This is a genomic window from Thermostilla marina (assembly GCF_054657455.1).
This window is the reverse complement of sequence record NZ_BAAHYR010000001.1, coordinates 2,245,965-2,259,380: the sequence shown is the minus strand read 5'-3', so window position 1 is coordinate 2,259,380 and position 13,416 is coordinate 2,245,965. Positions and strand designations below refer to the sequence as shown.

Genomic DNA, 13,416 nt, shown 5'->3' with positions numbered 1-13,416 from the left:
TTGCGTATATTTCGCCGCCCTCGACTATTTTCCGATCGTTTTTCAGCCGTTTGCCTGCGTGGTGTCGATAGCTACTTCTCCAACACGCGCTCACATCCGAACACGGCGACGAAAGGTTTTTCTCCACTCGCACGCAGGCGACACCTCCCGTGTCATCCCTTAGGGCCCCGCCTGATTTTCACGGAGCCAACCACAACTTGAAGCCCGATTGCGACATATTTCCCACTTCGCCGGAAATGACGCACAAGCCGAAACTTACGGCTTGACACGCGGTTTCTTGAAACCAGAATTAGACTTGAAATCGGCCTTGCGCGGGGGAAATGTTGCGGGGCCGAAACCACACAGGAAGCCTTGGTTTAGTGACGCTGCATTCGAAAAGCGCGCGGCGTCACGACATTTCCGTGTCATCTTTTTCAATGTGGGGGTTGTATCATGACCAGCCATCGTAGGAGGCTGCGTGCGCGCGGCTTTACGCTCGTCGAGCTACTCGTCGTCATCGCGATCATCGGCATCTTGATCGCATTGCTCTTACCGGCGGTCCAGGCGGCACGCGAAGCGGCCCGAAGGTCGCAATGCGTCAATAATATCAAACAATTAGTTTTAGCATGCCACAATTTTCATGGTCAGTACGGCGAATTTCCGTACGCCCGTAAATACGACGTATGGGACAGCTACACGTGGAGCGAACTTATCCTTCCGTACATCGAGCAGAAAGCCGTTTACGATCGCTACGTGTCGCTCCCGGAACGCGGATACGCGTTGGGCACGGCTCCGTGGGACCATCCCGATTGGGGCGCCGAGGGCACCTGCCCCCTGACGCCCGCAGGCAGCAACTCCCAACTCCGCGCTGCCAGACAATCGAAGATCTCGGCGTTCGTCTGTCCCAGCGACGGCGGTCCGTACGGCAACGAGTTGTTCAGCGACACATGGGGATTCTATCGCGGCAATTATCGGGGATGCGTCGGCTCCGGCGATATGTACGGGGAGGACGTCAACGACGGAACGAATGGTCCGTGGCGTCCCGGGGTGTTCGCAGTCCGGCACAGTCAAAGCTTTGAAACGAACGCCTCGGTGCCAACCGAAGGCGTAAAGATGGCCGACATCAAGGACGGCACCTCGAATACGGCCATGATCTCCGAAGGGATCGCCCCGCAGGTCACAAACGCCTGGGGCGGACCGATCGGCAGCATCATCTACGGGAACATGGGCGGGGCATTGTACAGTCACGCCGTCACGCCCAATTCCACCGCACCCGACCGGATCATCGGCCCGTGTCCGCAAAACCAAGGAGACGGTTCCTATTCGGCACCGTGCCAAAGCATCGGCTGGAACATCGGTGGGCAGCCTTCGGCGGCACAGGCATTCGCCGGCGCCAGGAGCTACCATCCCGGCGGGGTCAACGTCGGCATGGCCGACGGATCGGTTCGGTTCTTGATCGAAACCGTCGATTTGCTCACGTGGCGGTACATCGCCACACGCAACGGCAAAGAAACGGTCCAAGGTCTCTAACTCTCCGGAGGTCCACACCATGCCGACACGCATGCCGACACTTATTCTACTGGCGATACTTGCTACGGCGCTCGGATGCCGCGATGCGTCCAAGGGCGTGGCGGTCCGGGGCACCGTCACGCTCGATAATCAGCCTTTGGCGGCCGGATACGTCACGTTTTCTCCCCTCGACGGCAACGGCGCGCAAGTCGGTGCCCCTATCAAGGACGGCGCGTACCGGGTCGAAAACGTGCCGCCCGGCGACAAGGTGGTTCTCGTCACCGTCGATGCCTCACCGCAGTTTCCCAAGACCAGTGACGAAATGATGCAGATGAACGCCCGCCAAATGCAGGCCGACGCCTTGGCCAAACAGGTCGCCGATGCGGAAGGAAATCGACAGAAAATCACGATCGGTTCCGAACTGTCCCAAACGCTCGATATCCAGCTGACGTCCCGGTAGAAACCGGACGGGCAACCACGAGCGGCCATCTGCCGTTTTCCAACGCCGGCCTGCGGCCGGCCCGAACTTACCACGTCGGCCGCAGGCGCGTGTCACTCGCGAAGGAGATCCTGTCAGTCGCTGAGCCGCCAGCGGCATTGCCTCAAGACGGCATAGGGTGAGGCGTCGGTCAATTCATACCAGACGGTCAACAACCGTCCATCCGGCAATTCGACCGTCGAGGGATAGCCCAAGTCGCCGTTGGTCGCTTGATCGTACAGCACGATTTCATCCGACCACGTCGCACCTTCATCGCGGCTGAGCCGTGCTCGGCACCCGAACGGTTCCCGCCGATAGCCGTAGCTCATCAAGATGCGGCCGTCCTTCAACCGAAGCAGGTGTGAAGGCAATCCCCACACGCCGATCGCATGCGGCACCGACCACGTGGCGCCGCCGTCGCTCGATTCGCACTGAAGGATTTCACCGGAGTTCTGCTTGTTGTGATTACGAATGTGACACACGATTTTACCCGACGGACACTCGACGCCGTGCAGTTCGTGGTAATTGCTCGATGAATCGCCGGAACGGGTCGGTACGCGGCCCAATCGTCGCCATGTCTGCCCGTCGTCGGTCGACACGCACGAGCCCACCCATGCTTCTTCGGCCCACAACGTTTTGCCAAGATAGAGCACACGCCCGTCGGACAATTCGATCGGTCCGTGCGGACTATTGACAATCGAATCATACCGAGCCGACCACGTGACGCCGCCGTCGGTCGAGCGGAGCATCCAGCAGCCCAAGTCACGTTTTCGCTGTTCCTCGGAGAGCCGCCGATGGGCGGCGTTCCAGCGTTCCAGTCGGTCTTCGGGCCACGCCGCGCCTTCGGCAGCGAGCGCCCGCTGCAAAATCGACACGTAAGCCGTCGAAGTAAACGTCGTCACCAACAATGTGCCACGCGACGTTTCCATTACGCCCGAATCGCGATCGTCCAGAGCGCTGTCCAACAGCACACGCGGATACGACCAGGTGTCGCCCGCGTCGTCCGAAGTCATCATTTCGACGCGTCCAAACGGACATATGTGCGCTTCCCGCCCTCCTGAATAAGTGAGACACAACTGCCCGTTTCGACGTCGGGCGACCGTCGGCCACCCGTGGTAGCGATTCGCCAATCGACTGATGGTGCGCACGTCTTCCACCGTCGACTTCGGTGCTGCCGCCCGTCCGTGGCGAACCATGACCAGCGGCACCGCCCCCCCAACAGCCGCCAAAAAGAAACGCCTCGACAGCGTCCGTCTGCGATATCCCCCACTTCGCCGATTCACCACTACTCCTCCTATTTCCACAGAAACCTTGCCACGCTTACCGCGACACAATTCGACTTCTGTAAACTGCGCAAAAAGTGTCTATTATGCCGGTTGTTCCTGTCGATATACGCGAAGCGAGAGACGACACGGGACCGAATGCGCGCAGTGCGACACCATCGCGAACCGTGCTGTCCGGAGAGACGCACGAACATCGTACTCAGTGAATCAAACGGAAGGATCCCATGTGGAAATCCATGATGCGACCGGCAGCCTTCCTGATCCGACTGCTGACCGACTCGGACTCACCACGGCAAATCGCGGCAGGCTTTGTGCTGGGCATGCTAATCGGTCTGATTCCCAAAGGCAACTTGACGGCCGTTCTTCTCAGCACGGCCCTCTTCGCGTTCAACGTAAATCTTGCCGCCGGCATTGCCTCGGCCGTCGTGTTTTCATGGGTCGGTGTGTGGTTGGATCCGATCGCCCATCGTCTCGGCTGGAGTCTTTTGACACGAGAATCCCTCCACGGCACGTGGACATGGCTGTTCAACCTACCCGGCATGTCGTGGACGAAACTCAACAACACGGTCGTCTTGGGCAATCTGCTGATCGGTCTGTGGGGCGCCTGGCCGGTTTACCAGATCGTGCGCCGGCTCGCCGAACGGCTTCAGCCGATGCGGGAACAAATCTTGCGCCGGTTACGATTCGTGCCCATCGTACGATTATTCGCCAATGCCTTGGATAACGCCGCTAATTAGTCGCAAGGAGGCCGCCGTCTTCGGCACTGCCCACGGCCGTTCCCAATCGGGAGAATGATTCGATGTTGCGTTGGTCCTACCTCTTGCCGCGTCTGCTGTTGCTGTCGATTCTTTTGTTCGTCGCTTGGTGGACTGCGCCTTGGATCGTCCAACACGGCATTCGCGTAACGGGCCAATCGTTAACCGCCTCGCGTTGGGACGTGGGCACGACCGAGGTATCGTTTCGACAAGCACGCGTCGTACTTTCCGACGTCGCGGTCGCCGATCCCACTGCACCGATGGAAAACTTGGTTTCGATCGAGCAAGCCTCGCTCGATTTCGACGGCAAGGCATTGTTGGCAGGTCGCTACGTCGTCGAGAGCGGCACATTGTCCGGCGTGCGGTTTTCGACGCAGCGGGACACATCGGGCAAACTCGATCCCGACCTTGATTTCCTGCCGGAATGGGCGGCGCAAGACCTTGCCGACGCGCTTACGCCCTGGTTCGATCGCGTGCGCCCGCTTCTGCTTGAATCGATCGAAGAGCAAGTCGACAGCTTCGAGTCGGTCCGCTTGGCTCGCGAACTCGAGCGTCGATGGCCGCTCGAGTACCGGCAAATGTCGCGTCGCGTCAACTCGATCCGCGAGCGCATCGAACGCTTGCAGGCCCTGGCCCGGCAACAACCGCAAGATCCTGCCGCCCGCATCGCCATGTTCCGCGACATGCTGGCGGAATTCGAATCGTTGCGTATCGAATTGGAACAGATCCCCGTTGAGATCGAGCGACTCGAACGACAAGCTGAAGCCGACAAACAGGCGATTCTGGCGGCTCGTGACCGCGATCTCGAACGCCTTGCCCGCATGACCGATCCGGGAGAATACACCTCGCAGAAACTCGCCGAGTACCTTCTCGGCCCGACGCTCGGCCGGCCCTTGGCAGCGATTCTTGTGCGTCTCGACGCCTTCGGACGCACCGCCAGCGAAACCACCGCGGAGCCGGAACGCGCCAGGGGCGTGGACATCCCGTTTCCCACAGGTGATCCGCTGCCGATATTCGAAGCCGATCGGCTTGCCGTCGACGGCATCATGGAATTCGACGGGCGTGAAATCCCCATCGTCGGAGAAGTTCGACACCTGTCGTCGCATCCGCGTTTGACAGAATATCCACTCCAAATCGTGTTCGAGGTCGATCCGCATAACCTACCTTGGTTTCAGAATGCCGTTGCTATCGCGGCGCACGAAAACACCGGAAGCGGCCCTATTCACGAGCCATCGAACCGCATCGTTCCTCCCGGTGTGGACAAGGTGCCGCACGCGAGCGTCGCAACAGCAACCATCACCTTGACATTTGATCGACGAAACGAGATCCCCGTCACGCGCATCGACTTTACGGCGCCGACCGTTCCGGCAAAGGCCCAACGTTTCGGCAATCCCGACAAGTTCGCGATTGTAGTCGACAACGCCGTGTGGAATGTATCGGGCTTCCTTCAGCTCACGGGGAAGGAATGGTCGGGACGGTTCGAACTTCGTGAATCCGGCGGTCGGCTTCATCCGATTTTGCCGGGATTGGACGGCCAACACGAGCTTCAACTCGCTTTGTCGCGTGCCTTCGCCGAAATTGCCGAGCTCGAAGCGAGAATCGAGGTATCGGGAACAACGGAGAATCCTCGGATGCGTCTCGAGTCGAACCTCGACGACCGAGTCGATCGAGCGGTCCAGCAGGCAGTGCTCGGCGCCTTGGTATCCCAGCGGAGCCGTCTCGAAGACCTGTACCAATCGGAGCTTCGCCGACACCTGGCGCCGTTGGATCAACTCATGCAAACGCATCCTCAACAATTGCTTGCCCAATGGCAGGGGCTTCAACGCGACCTGGAACGTCTAGCCGCACAAACCGGTGTCACGAACCAAATCCCGGACCTTTCCCGAAACATCCCTCCCGAAGTCGCCTCACGGATCGGCCAGGCGTTGGGCGGTTCGCTGCCCGGGCCGATCTTCGCACCGACGGCCGGAAGCACTTCGGCCCCGGTTCCGCAAACGGACGGAAACACGAATCTTCCCGAAGTCATCGGCTCGGCCCTGAACGGTCTCGTACCGGCCGACGTACCGTCAACGCAACCAACCGATCAACCGGCCGGACCTCTCCCCCCGCTATGGCGGTAGAAACTACGCGCCACTCCGAGGCGGCACCAGGAATTGGAGCCCTCAAGCAACGTTCCCGCCTGCCGGCGCGTTCCTCAACGGTGTGCCTTTCGGGTGATCTATTTGGGAAGGGTGCCGCAAGCGAGACGACATGTCCGCTCTGCTCCACAGCTTGTCAGCCGTCGTTCCCGCGGTGACAATAGAGCTTTCGTGGAATCGGCAAATCGGCGGGGCGGAGAACTCCGCCTGCCGTTGTAGCCGGTTCTCTCCGCTTTGGTTGCCTGCTTAAGGGGAGCGATCCTGCGATGTCGAAATGCGTTCTGGCCTATTCGGGCGGTCTGGATACGTCGGTCATCCTCGGCTGGCTGATTGAGCAAGGCCACGAAGTTCACGCCGTTTACGTCGACCTCGGCCAACCGTGCGAAGATCGGGAAGCGATCTTGGAGAAAGCCAAAAACATCGGCGCTGCTTCGGCACGTATCGTCGATGCTCGTGAAGAGCTTTGCCGCGATTTCGCGTTTCCTGTTCTTCAGTGGCAGGCACGATACGAAGACCTCTACTTGCTGGGCACGTCGATTGCCCGGCCCTTGATTTCGAAGGTTTGCTTGCAAGTGGGACGCGAAGTCGGCGCCGACGCCTTCGCCCACGGCGCCACCGGAAAAGGTAACGACCAGTGTCGATTCCAACTGGCGGCCGAGGCCCTCGATCCGGACATCAAGATCATCGCGCCCTGGCGAATCGAGGAGTTCCGCCGACGATTCCCCGGGCGTTCCGAGATGATCGCCTTCTGTGAAGAAAAGAACATCCCGGTCAAAGTGACCGCCGCAAAACCGTACAGTTCCGACGAAAACTGTCTTCACATCAGCTACGAAGCCGGAAAGCTCGAAGACCTGACGGTCAACGGAGTGGAACTGGTCGACTTCGGGATGACGGTCTCACCCCAGGACGCGCCCGATGCGATCGAAAAAGTCACGATCGGGTTCCACGAAGGCGTCCCGGTGAGCGTAAACGGAGAAGCGTTGAGTCCCTACGGCATTGTCGCGAAACTCAACGAAATCGGCGGGCGCAACGGCATCGGGCGCATCGACATCGTCGAAAACCGTTTCGTCGGTATGAAGAGTCGAGGCGTGTACGAAGCCCCCGGTATGACCCTCTTGTACTTCGCCCATCGCGTTGTCGAGCAACTCACGTTGGACCGTGATTTGACACATCTGCGAGATCGATTGGCACCGGAAGTCGCCGAGATGGTCTACTACGGCTTCTGGTACCACGCCAAACTCGACGCGTTGATGGCCTTCATTCGCGAGGCACAAAAACCCGTCACCGGAACGGTAACGCTTGCGCTGTATAAGGGCAACATGATGGTCGACAGCCGCGAAAGCCCCAACAGCCTCTACGACGAGGGAATCGCCACCATGGAAGGCGGCGGCGATTACAACCAGACCGACGCTGAAGGGTTCCTTCGGATTCAAGGATTGCCGTCGCGAGTGCAAGGCAAGGTGCGACCGCGCAGCTACTGATCCGGATTGCCGGCGATTCGACCGGAACACGAAACGGCTCTGTCCTACCGCCTGCGTGCGGTTCGACGGAGCCGTTTTCATGTGATCTGAATGCAACAGCCCTGTTGCCGCTCAACACGCCTCCGTCGCGGCCACCAATTCGCCGACGAAATCTCCTACGGCGGCGAGGGCCTCGTCACGAGGACGCCCCGCGTTCTCTGCGATGCGGCGAACGATCGCAGAACCGACGATGAATCCGTCGGCTACCGACGCAAGCCGCCGAATGTGTTCCGGCTTGCTGATGCCAAACCCGATGCAAATCGGCAAATCGGTTTCTTTCCGCAAAGCAGCAACACTGCCCGACAAATCGGGCGGTAATTCGTTCCGTTCGCCGGTGGTACCGGCAACCGATACGTAGTAAATGAACCCGGTCGCTTGCTGCGCGATGCGAACCGCCCGCTCGTGCGGCGTCGTGGGCGTCACCAACTGAATCAAGCTGATATCGGCGTCGCGGCAAGCCGCAGCAAGTTCGCCCGCCTCTTCGACCGGCAAATCGGGCACGATCAGGCCCGCAACTCCCGCTTCGGCGGCCTTTTGAACGTAAGCTGTCGGCGTTCGACGGTACACGATCGCATACGAAACCATCGTGACCACGGGCATCGAGACTTCGTCGGTCAGATCGCCGAGCATGGCCAAGACATCACTCACCCGCGTCCCCGCCGCCAGAGCTCGCGTGTAGGACGCCTGAATAACCGGCCCGTCGGCAATCGGGTCGCTGTAGGGAATACCGACCTCGCACAAATGACTTCCGCGGGCGGCCAACTCCCGGATAACGGCAGCCGTGAACTCGAGATCCGGATCTCCCGCCGTGACGAACGGCATGAAAGCCTTCCGTTTATCCTGCCGAAGCTTCGCAAACAAAGTATCGATGGCGGACATGGTGTTTGTCTTGCTGAATTCTATTCGAAGAAAAGGCGGGCCTCTGAGCTGCTTACGCTACAGTTGTTCGCCGAGCAAACGGCCTACTTCTTGCGCGTCTTTATCCCCGCGTCCCGAAAGACATACGACGACCGTCGAGTCTCTCGGTCGCTCGCGTGCGGCTTTCATGGCGTAAGCGACCGCATGGGAACTTTCGAGCGCGGGCAGGATTCCTTCCAAACGTGCGAGTGTTTGGAAAGCTTCCAGGGCCTCGGCGTCGGTCACGTTCGTGTACTCGGCACGCCCCGTTTCCTTCCAGTAGCTGTGTTCGGGGCCGACCCCCGGGTAATCCAATCCGGCCGAAATCGAGTGCACGTCACAAGTCTGCCCGTCGTCGTCCTGAAGCACGTAAGAAAACGAGCCGTGCAGCACGCCGGGGCGTCCGTAACATAACGTCGAGGCGTTTTCGCCAGGATTCGGCGAGCGGCCGCCGGCCTCGACGCCGACGAGCGCCACGCCGTCGTCTTCCACGAAGGCATAAAACATGCCGGCCGCATTGCTTCCGCCGCCGACGCATGCCACGACCAACTCGGGCAGCCCTCCAAGTTGTTCGAGACACTGTTGTCGGGTTTCCCGGCCGATGATCGACTGAAAATCACGAACGATCATCGGAAACGGATGCGGTCCCATCACGGACCCGAGGCAATAGTGCGTCGTCTCGACCGACCCCATCCAGTCTCGCATCGCCTCGTTGATCGCGTCGCGAAGGGTACGGGATCCGCTGGTCACGGGGCGAACCTCTGCACCCAGCAATTTCATATTGAAGACATTGGGCTTTTGCCGTCGAATGTCTTCCTCGCCCATGTACACGACGCATTCCAGGCCGAAGCGGGCACAAGCAGTCGCAGTCGCGACACCGTGCTGACCGGCACCGGTCTCAGCGATCACGCGCCGCTTGCCCATTCGAATCGTCAGCAGGGCTTGGCCGAGCGTGTTGTTGATCTTGTGGGCCCCGGTATGATTCAGATCTTCCCGCTTCAAGAAGATACGCGCGCCGCCGCAGTGTTCGGTCAAACGCTCGGCGAAATACAGCGGCGACGGTCTGCCCACGTAATGTCGGTACAGGCGATCAAGATCCTGCCGGAATTCCGGGTCGGCTTTCGCCTGTGCGTAGTGCTCGGCCAATTCATCGAGCGCACGAGTCAACGTCTCCGGGACGTACCGGCCGCCGAAAAGCCCAAAACGGCCGGATTCGTCGGGAACCTGTTGTGTAGCCTTCATCTCAACTCCCGGGCCGAAGCCCACATCTCGCATATCCCCCATACAAAGGGGAGACGAATAACGGGAAACATTTATTGTCCCCGCTGCCGTCGGCACCGGCAAGCCCGCAAGAATTGATTCTTGTAGGCAACGGCGTTCCGCGGCACCCAATCAAGCGACGGTAAGACCGTCGGAACCTGCATTTCCGATCTCTCTCCCCAAAACCGTGCCCCTCAACCAACGGAGGACGCTTGCTCGCGCCGATTCCGTAAGCTAAGAGCTAGCAGAGGTCTACCGTCTTCGTTCCGTGTCTGTCGACGGAACGCACCACGATTTGCCGTCAGAGTAGCCATGCCCAGTGTCGACGCCGAGGCACAAGCAGAATTCTACCGACTCGTCACTCGGTTGATGCGTGAAGCGGCCGACGATCCGAGCCGGGATCGGCGCGGGCAGCGCCGACAACTGTTCTTATCGGCTCAGTACATCGCTCCCTTGCAGGGCGATCGCCCAACCTCCGAAGACTCCTACCGCAAGGTTCACTGCTACGACATCTCGAAAGGCGGATTCTCCTACTTCACCCTCGAGCGGCCCGATTATACAAAGTTGATCGTGCGGTTGAATGCCGGCGATCAGCCCATCGAAATGCTGGCCGAAATCAGTTACGTGCGACCGGTTTACCTGTTCTCGACCGGCGATGTGATTCGCGCCGATGACATCGACTCGCTCGACGACTTGCCGCCGCAGCTGCAACAACCGGTGTTCGCCTACCTGGTCGGCTGCCATTTTTTGCGCCGGTGGCGAAACCGCAGTTCCGAGGCCGCTGCACCGGCAGAATGCGACTGAAGCATCGCGCCGTCAGTCCCTCCGCGTTTTGAGCGTGCGGAGGAGCGTTTCTCGAATCCGCAAGAGCTCAGCGGGATCGACGATCTTGCGCCCTTGTTTGTCCGTCACGTAGAACACGTCGACCACTTGATCCAGATACGTGCCGATCTTCGCCCTGGTTACCTCCAATTCGAGATCGAAAACGGCCTTCGCCACCGTGTACAAAACCCCGCGTCGATCGGCGGTGAACACCTCGAGGATGGTTGCCGTTTCGCACGAATGCGCATCGATTTCAACGCGATCCTTGTGCGATAGCAATTCGTCTGCCGCCCCGTTCTTGCCCGTCCACACCCGTCGAAACCGAGGGGGCGCTTCTTCGGCCTGATCCAGTGATCGCTTGACGGCCTGTTCGATTTCCTCCAAACGGTCTTGCGGCGGGCATCGTACGAAATCAGGATCGCGCACGTCGAACCGATCGAGAATCCTTCCGTCGGCCAACGTGTGAATCTGTGCGGCAAGGATCTCCAATCCCCGTCCCGTCAGGGCACCGACCAACCGATGAAACGCGCCGGTCACGACCGACTCACGCGTTGCCACGACCACGTGTAACGTTTCGCACGTCTCGTCGTACCGGAATCGAACGGCGCACGGGGACTGCGTCTCTTGCACCCGCAGCAGTTCCAAGTCGGCGATGATGTCCGGCGGTTCGGCCGCCAGGATGTACGAAACCGGCAACGCGGCGATTTGCTTTTCCAACCAACCTCGCTGCGGATGCGAACTTACGCTTCGCCTTACCGTTTCCCTCACGCGCCGAACGTAATGTTCGCGTGTGCGGTCGTCATCGTCGTCGGCAAGATAACGATGCGTCTCGTGGTAAAGAGACTCCAGCAGCTTCCCTTTCCACTGCGACCACGCCTCAGGACCGACCGCTTGAAGATCCGCCACCGATAACACGTATAGCATTCGCAACAGTTCCGGCGTCCCCACCTGCACAGCAAACCCAAGAATCTCTTGCGGATCGGTGATGTCGCGACGTTGCGAAATGTGATTCATCAATTGGTGACGGTGAACCAAGAAAGCCAGGTGTTCGGTTTCTACGCGCCCTAACCCGAGTCGGGCCGCCACGGTTTCGGCTATCGCTTTACCGATTTCACAGTGGTCGCTCGGCGTTCCTTTCCCCAAGTCGTGCAACAACAACGCCAGATGCAGAACGTGCTTTTCTTCGCTAGCCCGGTACACGCGTCCCGGCAAGCCGTCGTCGTGATTCATGCGGGCTGCTTGCTCGACGGCCAACAGGCAATGTTCGTCCACCGTGTACTTGTGGTATTGGTTGAATTGGATCAATCCCCGCGCCCGAGCAAAGTGCGGTATGAATTGCTCTAGAAGCCGGGTTTCGTGCATCAGTCGTAAGCTTTGCCCTAGGCGAGTCGGTATTCGCAGCAACGCCAGAAACTGCTTGCGAAGCGTCTCGATATCGCAGTCAGCGTGTCGCGAGTTGTTCTTCAACAAGAACAAGCGAGTATGGGGCTCGATCGGAAGATCGTAGAGCTGGGCCGATTCGAGGAACTCGAGAACGGCCTTGGGATTCTGCCGAAGGCGTTTTCGCCCCGACGAGGTTGCCGACAATCCCCGAACTCCCGCAAAAAAGCCTCCCGGCAAACGATGTCCCACCAACCGATCGAGGAATCGTCCGACCGGCGAAATCGGAGCAGCAGCACTTTCGGCGACTCGAACCGCCTGCATCACTTGCTCGGTTGTTCGAAAATAGTCCTGCATGAAACATTCGACGGGCATGAGGCCGGGGCGCGCCTGAACAGCCAGTTCCTCCGCGAGACGCAGCTGCATCGTGCGGGTCAATACATCGTTCGTATCGGGTGATCGCACATGGAGAAAGGCGCGAATTCGCAATAGCTTGCTGCGTGCATCCGTCAAGGAAGCATGGAACTCGAAAGGCACCACCTCGAATGCCCGCGAGGACGTATACGGCTCGCTCGAAACGAGGCAGGATAGCCAATGCAAGAGACGAAGGTCACGCAATCCTCCGGGAGACCGCTTGACGTTCGGTTCGAGCAAGTAAACGGTATCGCCGTACTTTGCCCGCTCTTCACGACGTGCCGCGAGAACCGCTCGAATCAACCGAGCGCGATGCCTTCGAACGGCCGCAGCCAACCGCGAACGTAGTTCCTCCAGTAGTTCCCGGTTTCCCCACAACAATCGCGATTCGATCAAGGACGTCAGAATCTCGGCATCTTGCAGCGCCGACCGGCAGCATTCCCGCGGCGAGCGCAGAGCATGACCGACAGACAGCCCTGTGTCGTACAGATCCCGGAAGAATCGTCCCGCCAATTGCTCGGCCGCCGGAACGACCGAATCGTGGACCAATAGCAGCAGATCGATGTCCGAACGCGGACACACCTCTCCCAAGGCGTAGCCACCCAAAGCGACCAGGGCGCAATCCCGCCTCCAATCGACGGCAGAATCACGACTCCCGTCTACGGCGAAACGGAGCATTTCCAGGACAACGGCGTCTCGAACCTCGACCAGCGAATGCATGAGGTGGTCGATCGGAATCGCAGACGAGTAACCGTCGACCAGCCTGGACAGGTGCTGCGTCAAGCGGCGTTTGGCTTCGACGACATGAAAAGGAAGTCCCGGCATACAAAACCAGACGGTGTGCAGTTTTCAAGAATTCCGCTCGCCTTGCCCCGTTCACCGTCACGGCGAAGAGGGCCATTCGCCGTTCCACGAAACATCGGCCCCGGACAACTTGCCGCGTCCTCGCATCAACGCCGAGTTCGCCCCGACCGTCCGAAC

Annotated in this window: 10 protein-coding genes; 6 read left to right on the top strand and 4 right to left on the bottom strand. The window is 59.7% G+C overall.

Annotated elements, in window-relative coordinates:
• Positions 1-432: 432 nt before the first annotated feature.
• Positions 433-1,509, top strand: a complete 1,077-nt coding sequence (locus tag ACYQ2I_RS08325) for a DUF1559 family PulG-like putative transporter (protein ID WP_460166548.1) — start codon at positions 433-435, stop codon at positions 1,507-1,509.
• A gap of 19 nt (positions 1,510-1,528) precedes the next feature.
• Positions 1,529-1,948, top strand: a complete 420-nt coding sequence (locus ACYQ2I_RS08320; RefSeq protein ID WP_460166547.1) for a hypothetical protein — start codon at positions 1,529-1,531, stop codon at positions 1,946-1,948.
• Between the two features lie 113 nt (positions 1,949-2,061).
• Here ACYQ2I_RS08320 and ACYQ2I_RS08315 read toward each other — a convergent pair whose 3' ends face one another.
• A complete protein-coding gene (locus tag ACYQ2I_RS08315; protein ID WP_460166546.1) occupies positions 2,062-3,162 on the bottom strand; it encodes a sialidase family protein in 1,101 nt (366 codons plus the stop codon).
• Between the two features lie 311 nt (positions 3,163-3,473).
• Between ACYQ2I_RS08315 and ACYQ2I_RS08310 the strand changes: the two genes are divergently transcribed.
• The 3 genes from ACYQ2I_RS08310 to ACYQ2I_RS08300 all read left to right on the top strand — a co-directional run bounded on the left by ACYQ2I_RS08310 (position 3,474) and on the right by ACYQ2I_RS08300 (position 7,623).
• The gene (locus ACYQ2I_RS08310) at positions 3,474-3,986 is read left to right on the top strand and encodes a TIGR03546 family protein (protein WP_460166545.1); all 513 of its coding nucleotides are present in this window, start codon (positions 3,474-3,476) and stop codon (positions 3,984-3,986) included.
• Positions 3,987-4,048: 62 nt separating this feature from the next.
• Positions 4,049-6,124, top strand: coding sequence for a hypothetical protein (locus ACYQ2I_RS08305; RefSeq protein ID WP_460166544.1), 2,076 nt, complete (start codon positions 4,049-4,051; stop codon positions 6,122-6,124).
• Positions 6,125-6,408: 284 nt separating this feature from the next.
• Positions 6,409-7,623 (top strand): argininosuccinate synthase, encoded by a 1,215-nt coding sequence (locus ACYQ2I_RS08300; RefSeq protein ID WP_460166543.1) that lies wholly within the window; start codon positions 6,409-6,411, stop codon positions 7,621-7,623.
• Between the two features lie 111 nt (positions 7,624-7,734).
• Here ACYQ2I_RS08300 and trpA read toward each other — a convergent pair whose 3' ends face one another.
• A complete protein-coding gene (gene trpA, locus ACYQ2I_RS08295) occupies positions 7,735-8,541 on the bottom strand; it encodes a tryptophan synthase subunit alpha (protein ID WP_460166542.1) in 807 nt (268 codons plus the stop codon).
• Positions 8,542-8,598: 57 nt separating this feature from the next.
• Positions 8,599-9,801 (bottom strand): tryptophan synthase subunit beta, encoded by a 1,203-nt coding sequence (gene trpB / locus ACYQ2I_RS08290; RefSeq protein WP_460166541.1) that lies wholly within the window; start codon positions 9,799-9,801, stop codon positions 8,599-8,601.
• Between the two features lie 330 nt (positions 9,802-10,131).
• On the opposite strand from trpB, the gene ACYQ2I_RS08285 reads away from it, so the two are divergent.
• Positions 10,132-10,623 carry a hypothetical protein gene (locus tag ACYQ2I_RS08285; RefSeq protein WP_460166540.1) on the top strand — a complete coding sequence of 164 codons (492 nt, stop codon included), beginning with the start codon at positions 10,132-10,134 and terminating at the stop codon, positions 10,621-10,623.
• Between the two features lie 12 nt (positions 10,624-10,635).
• Here ACYQ2I_RS08285 and glnD read toward each other — a convergent pair whose 3' ends face one another.
• Positions 10,636-13,260, bottom strand: a complete 2,625-nt coding sequence (gene glnD / locus ACYQ2I_RS08280) for a [protein-PII] uridylyltransferase (protein ID WP_460166539.1) — start codon at positions 13,258-13,260, stop codon at positions 10,636-10,638.
• Positions 13,261-13,416 lie beyond the last annotated feature (156 nt).

Bases quoted from the DNA above. Each gene is read 5' to 3' on its own strand.
- ACYQ2I_RS08325 (WP_460166548.1), top strand. From the start codon at position 433: ATGACCAGCCATCGTAGGAGGCTGCGTGCGCGCGGCTTTACGCTCGTC.
- ACYQ2I_RS08320 (WP_460166547.1), top strand. From the start codon at position 1,529: ATGCCGACACGCATGCCGACACTTATTCTACTGGCGATACTTGCTACG.
- ACYQ2I_RS08315 (WP_460166546.1), bottom strand. From the start codon at position 3,162: ATGGTTCGCCACGGACGGGCGGCAGCACCGAAGTCGACGGTGGAAGAC.
- ACYQ2I_RS08310 (WP_460166545.1), top strand. From the start codon at position 3,474: ATGTGGAAATCCATGATGCGACCGGCAGCCTTCCTGATCCGACTGCTG.
- ACYQ2I_RS08305 (WP_460166544.1), top strand. From the start codon at position 4,049: ATGTTGCGTTGGTCCTACCTCTTGCCGCGTCTGCTGTTGCTGTCGATT.
- ACYQ2I_RS08300 (WP_460166543.1), top strand. From the start codon at position 6,409: ATGTCGAAATGCGTTCTGGCCTATTCGGGCGGTCTGGATACGTCGGTC.
- trpA (WP_460166542.1), bottom strand. From the start codon at position 8,541: ATGTCCGCCATCGATACTTTGTTTGCGAAGCTTCGGCAGGATAAACGG.
- trpB (WP_460166541.1), bottom strand. From the start codon at position 9,801: ATGAAGGCTACACAACAGGTTCCCGACGAATCCGGCCGTTTTGGGCTT.
- ACYQ2I_RS08285 (WP_460166540.1), top strand. From the start codon at position 10,132: ATGCCCAGTGTCGACGCCGAGGCACAAGCAGAATTCTACCGACTCGTC.
- glnD (WP_460166539.1), bottom strand. From the start codon at position 13,260: ATGCCGGGACTTCCTTTTCATGTCGTCGAAGCCAAACGCCGCTTGACG.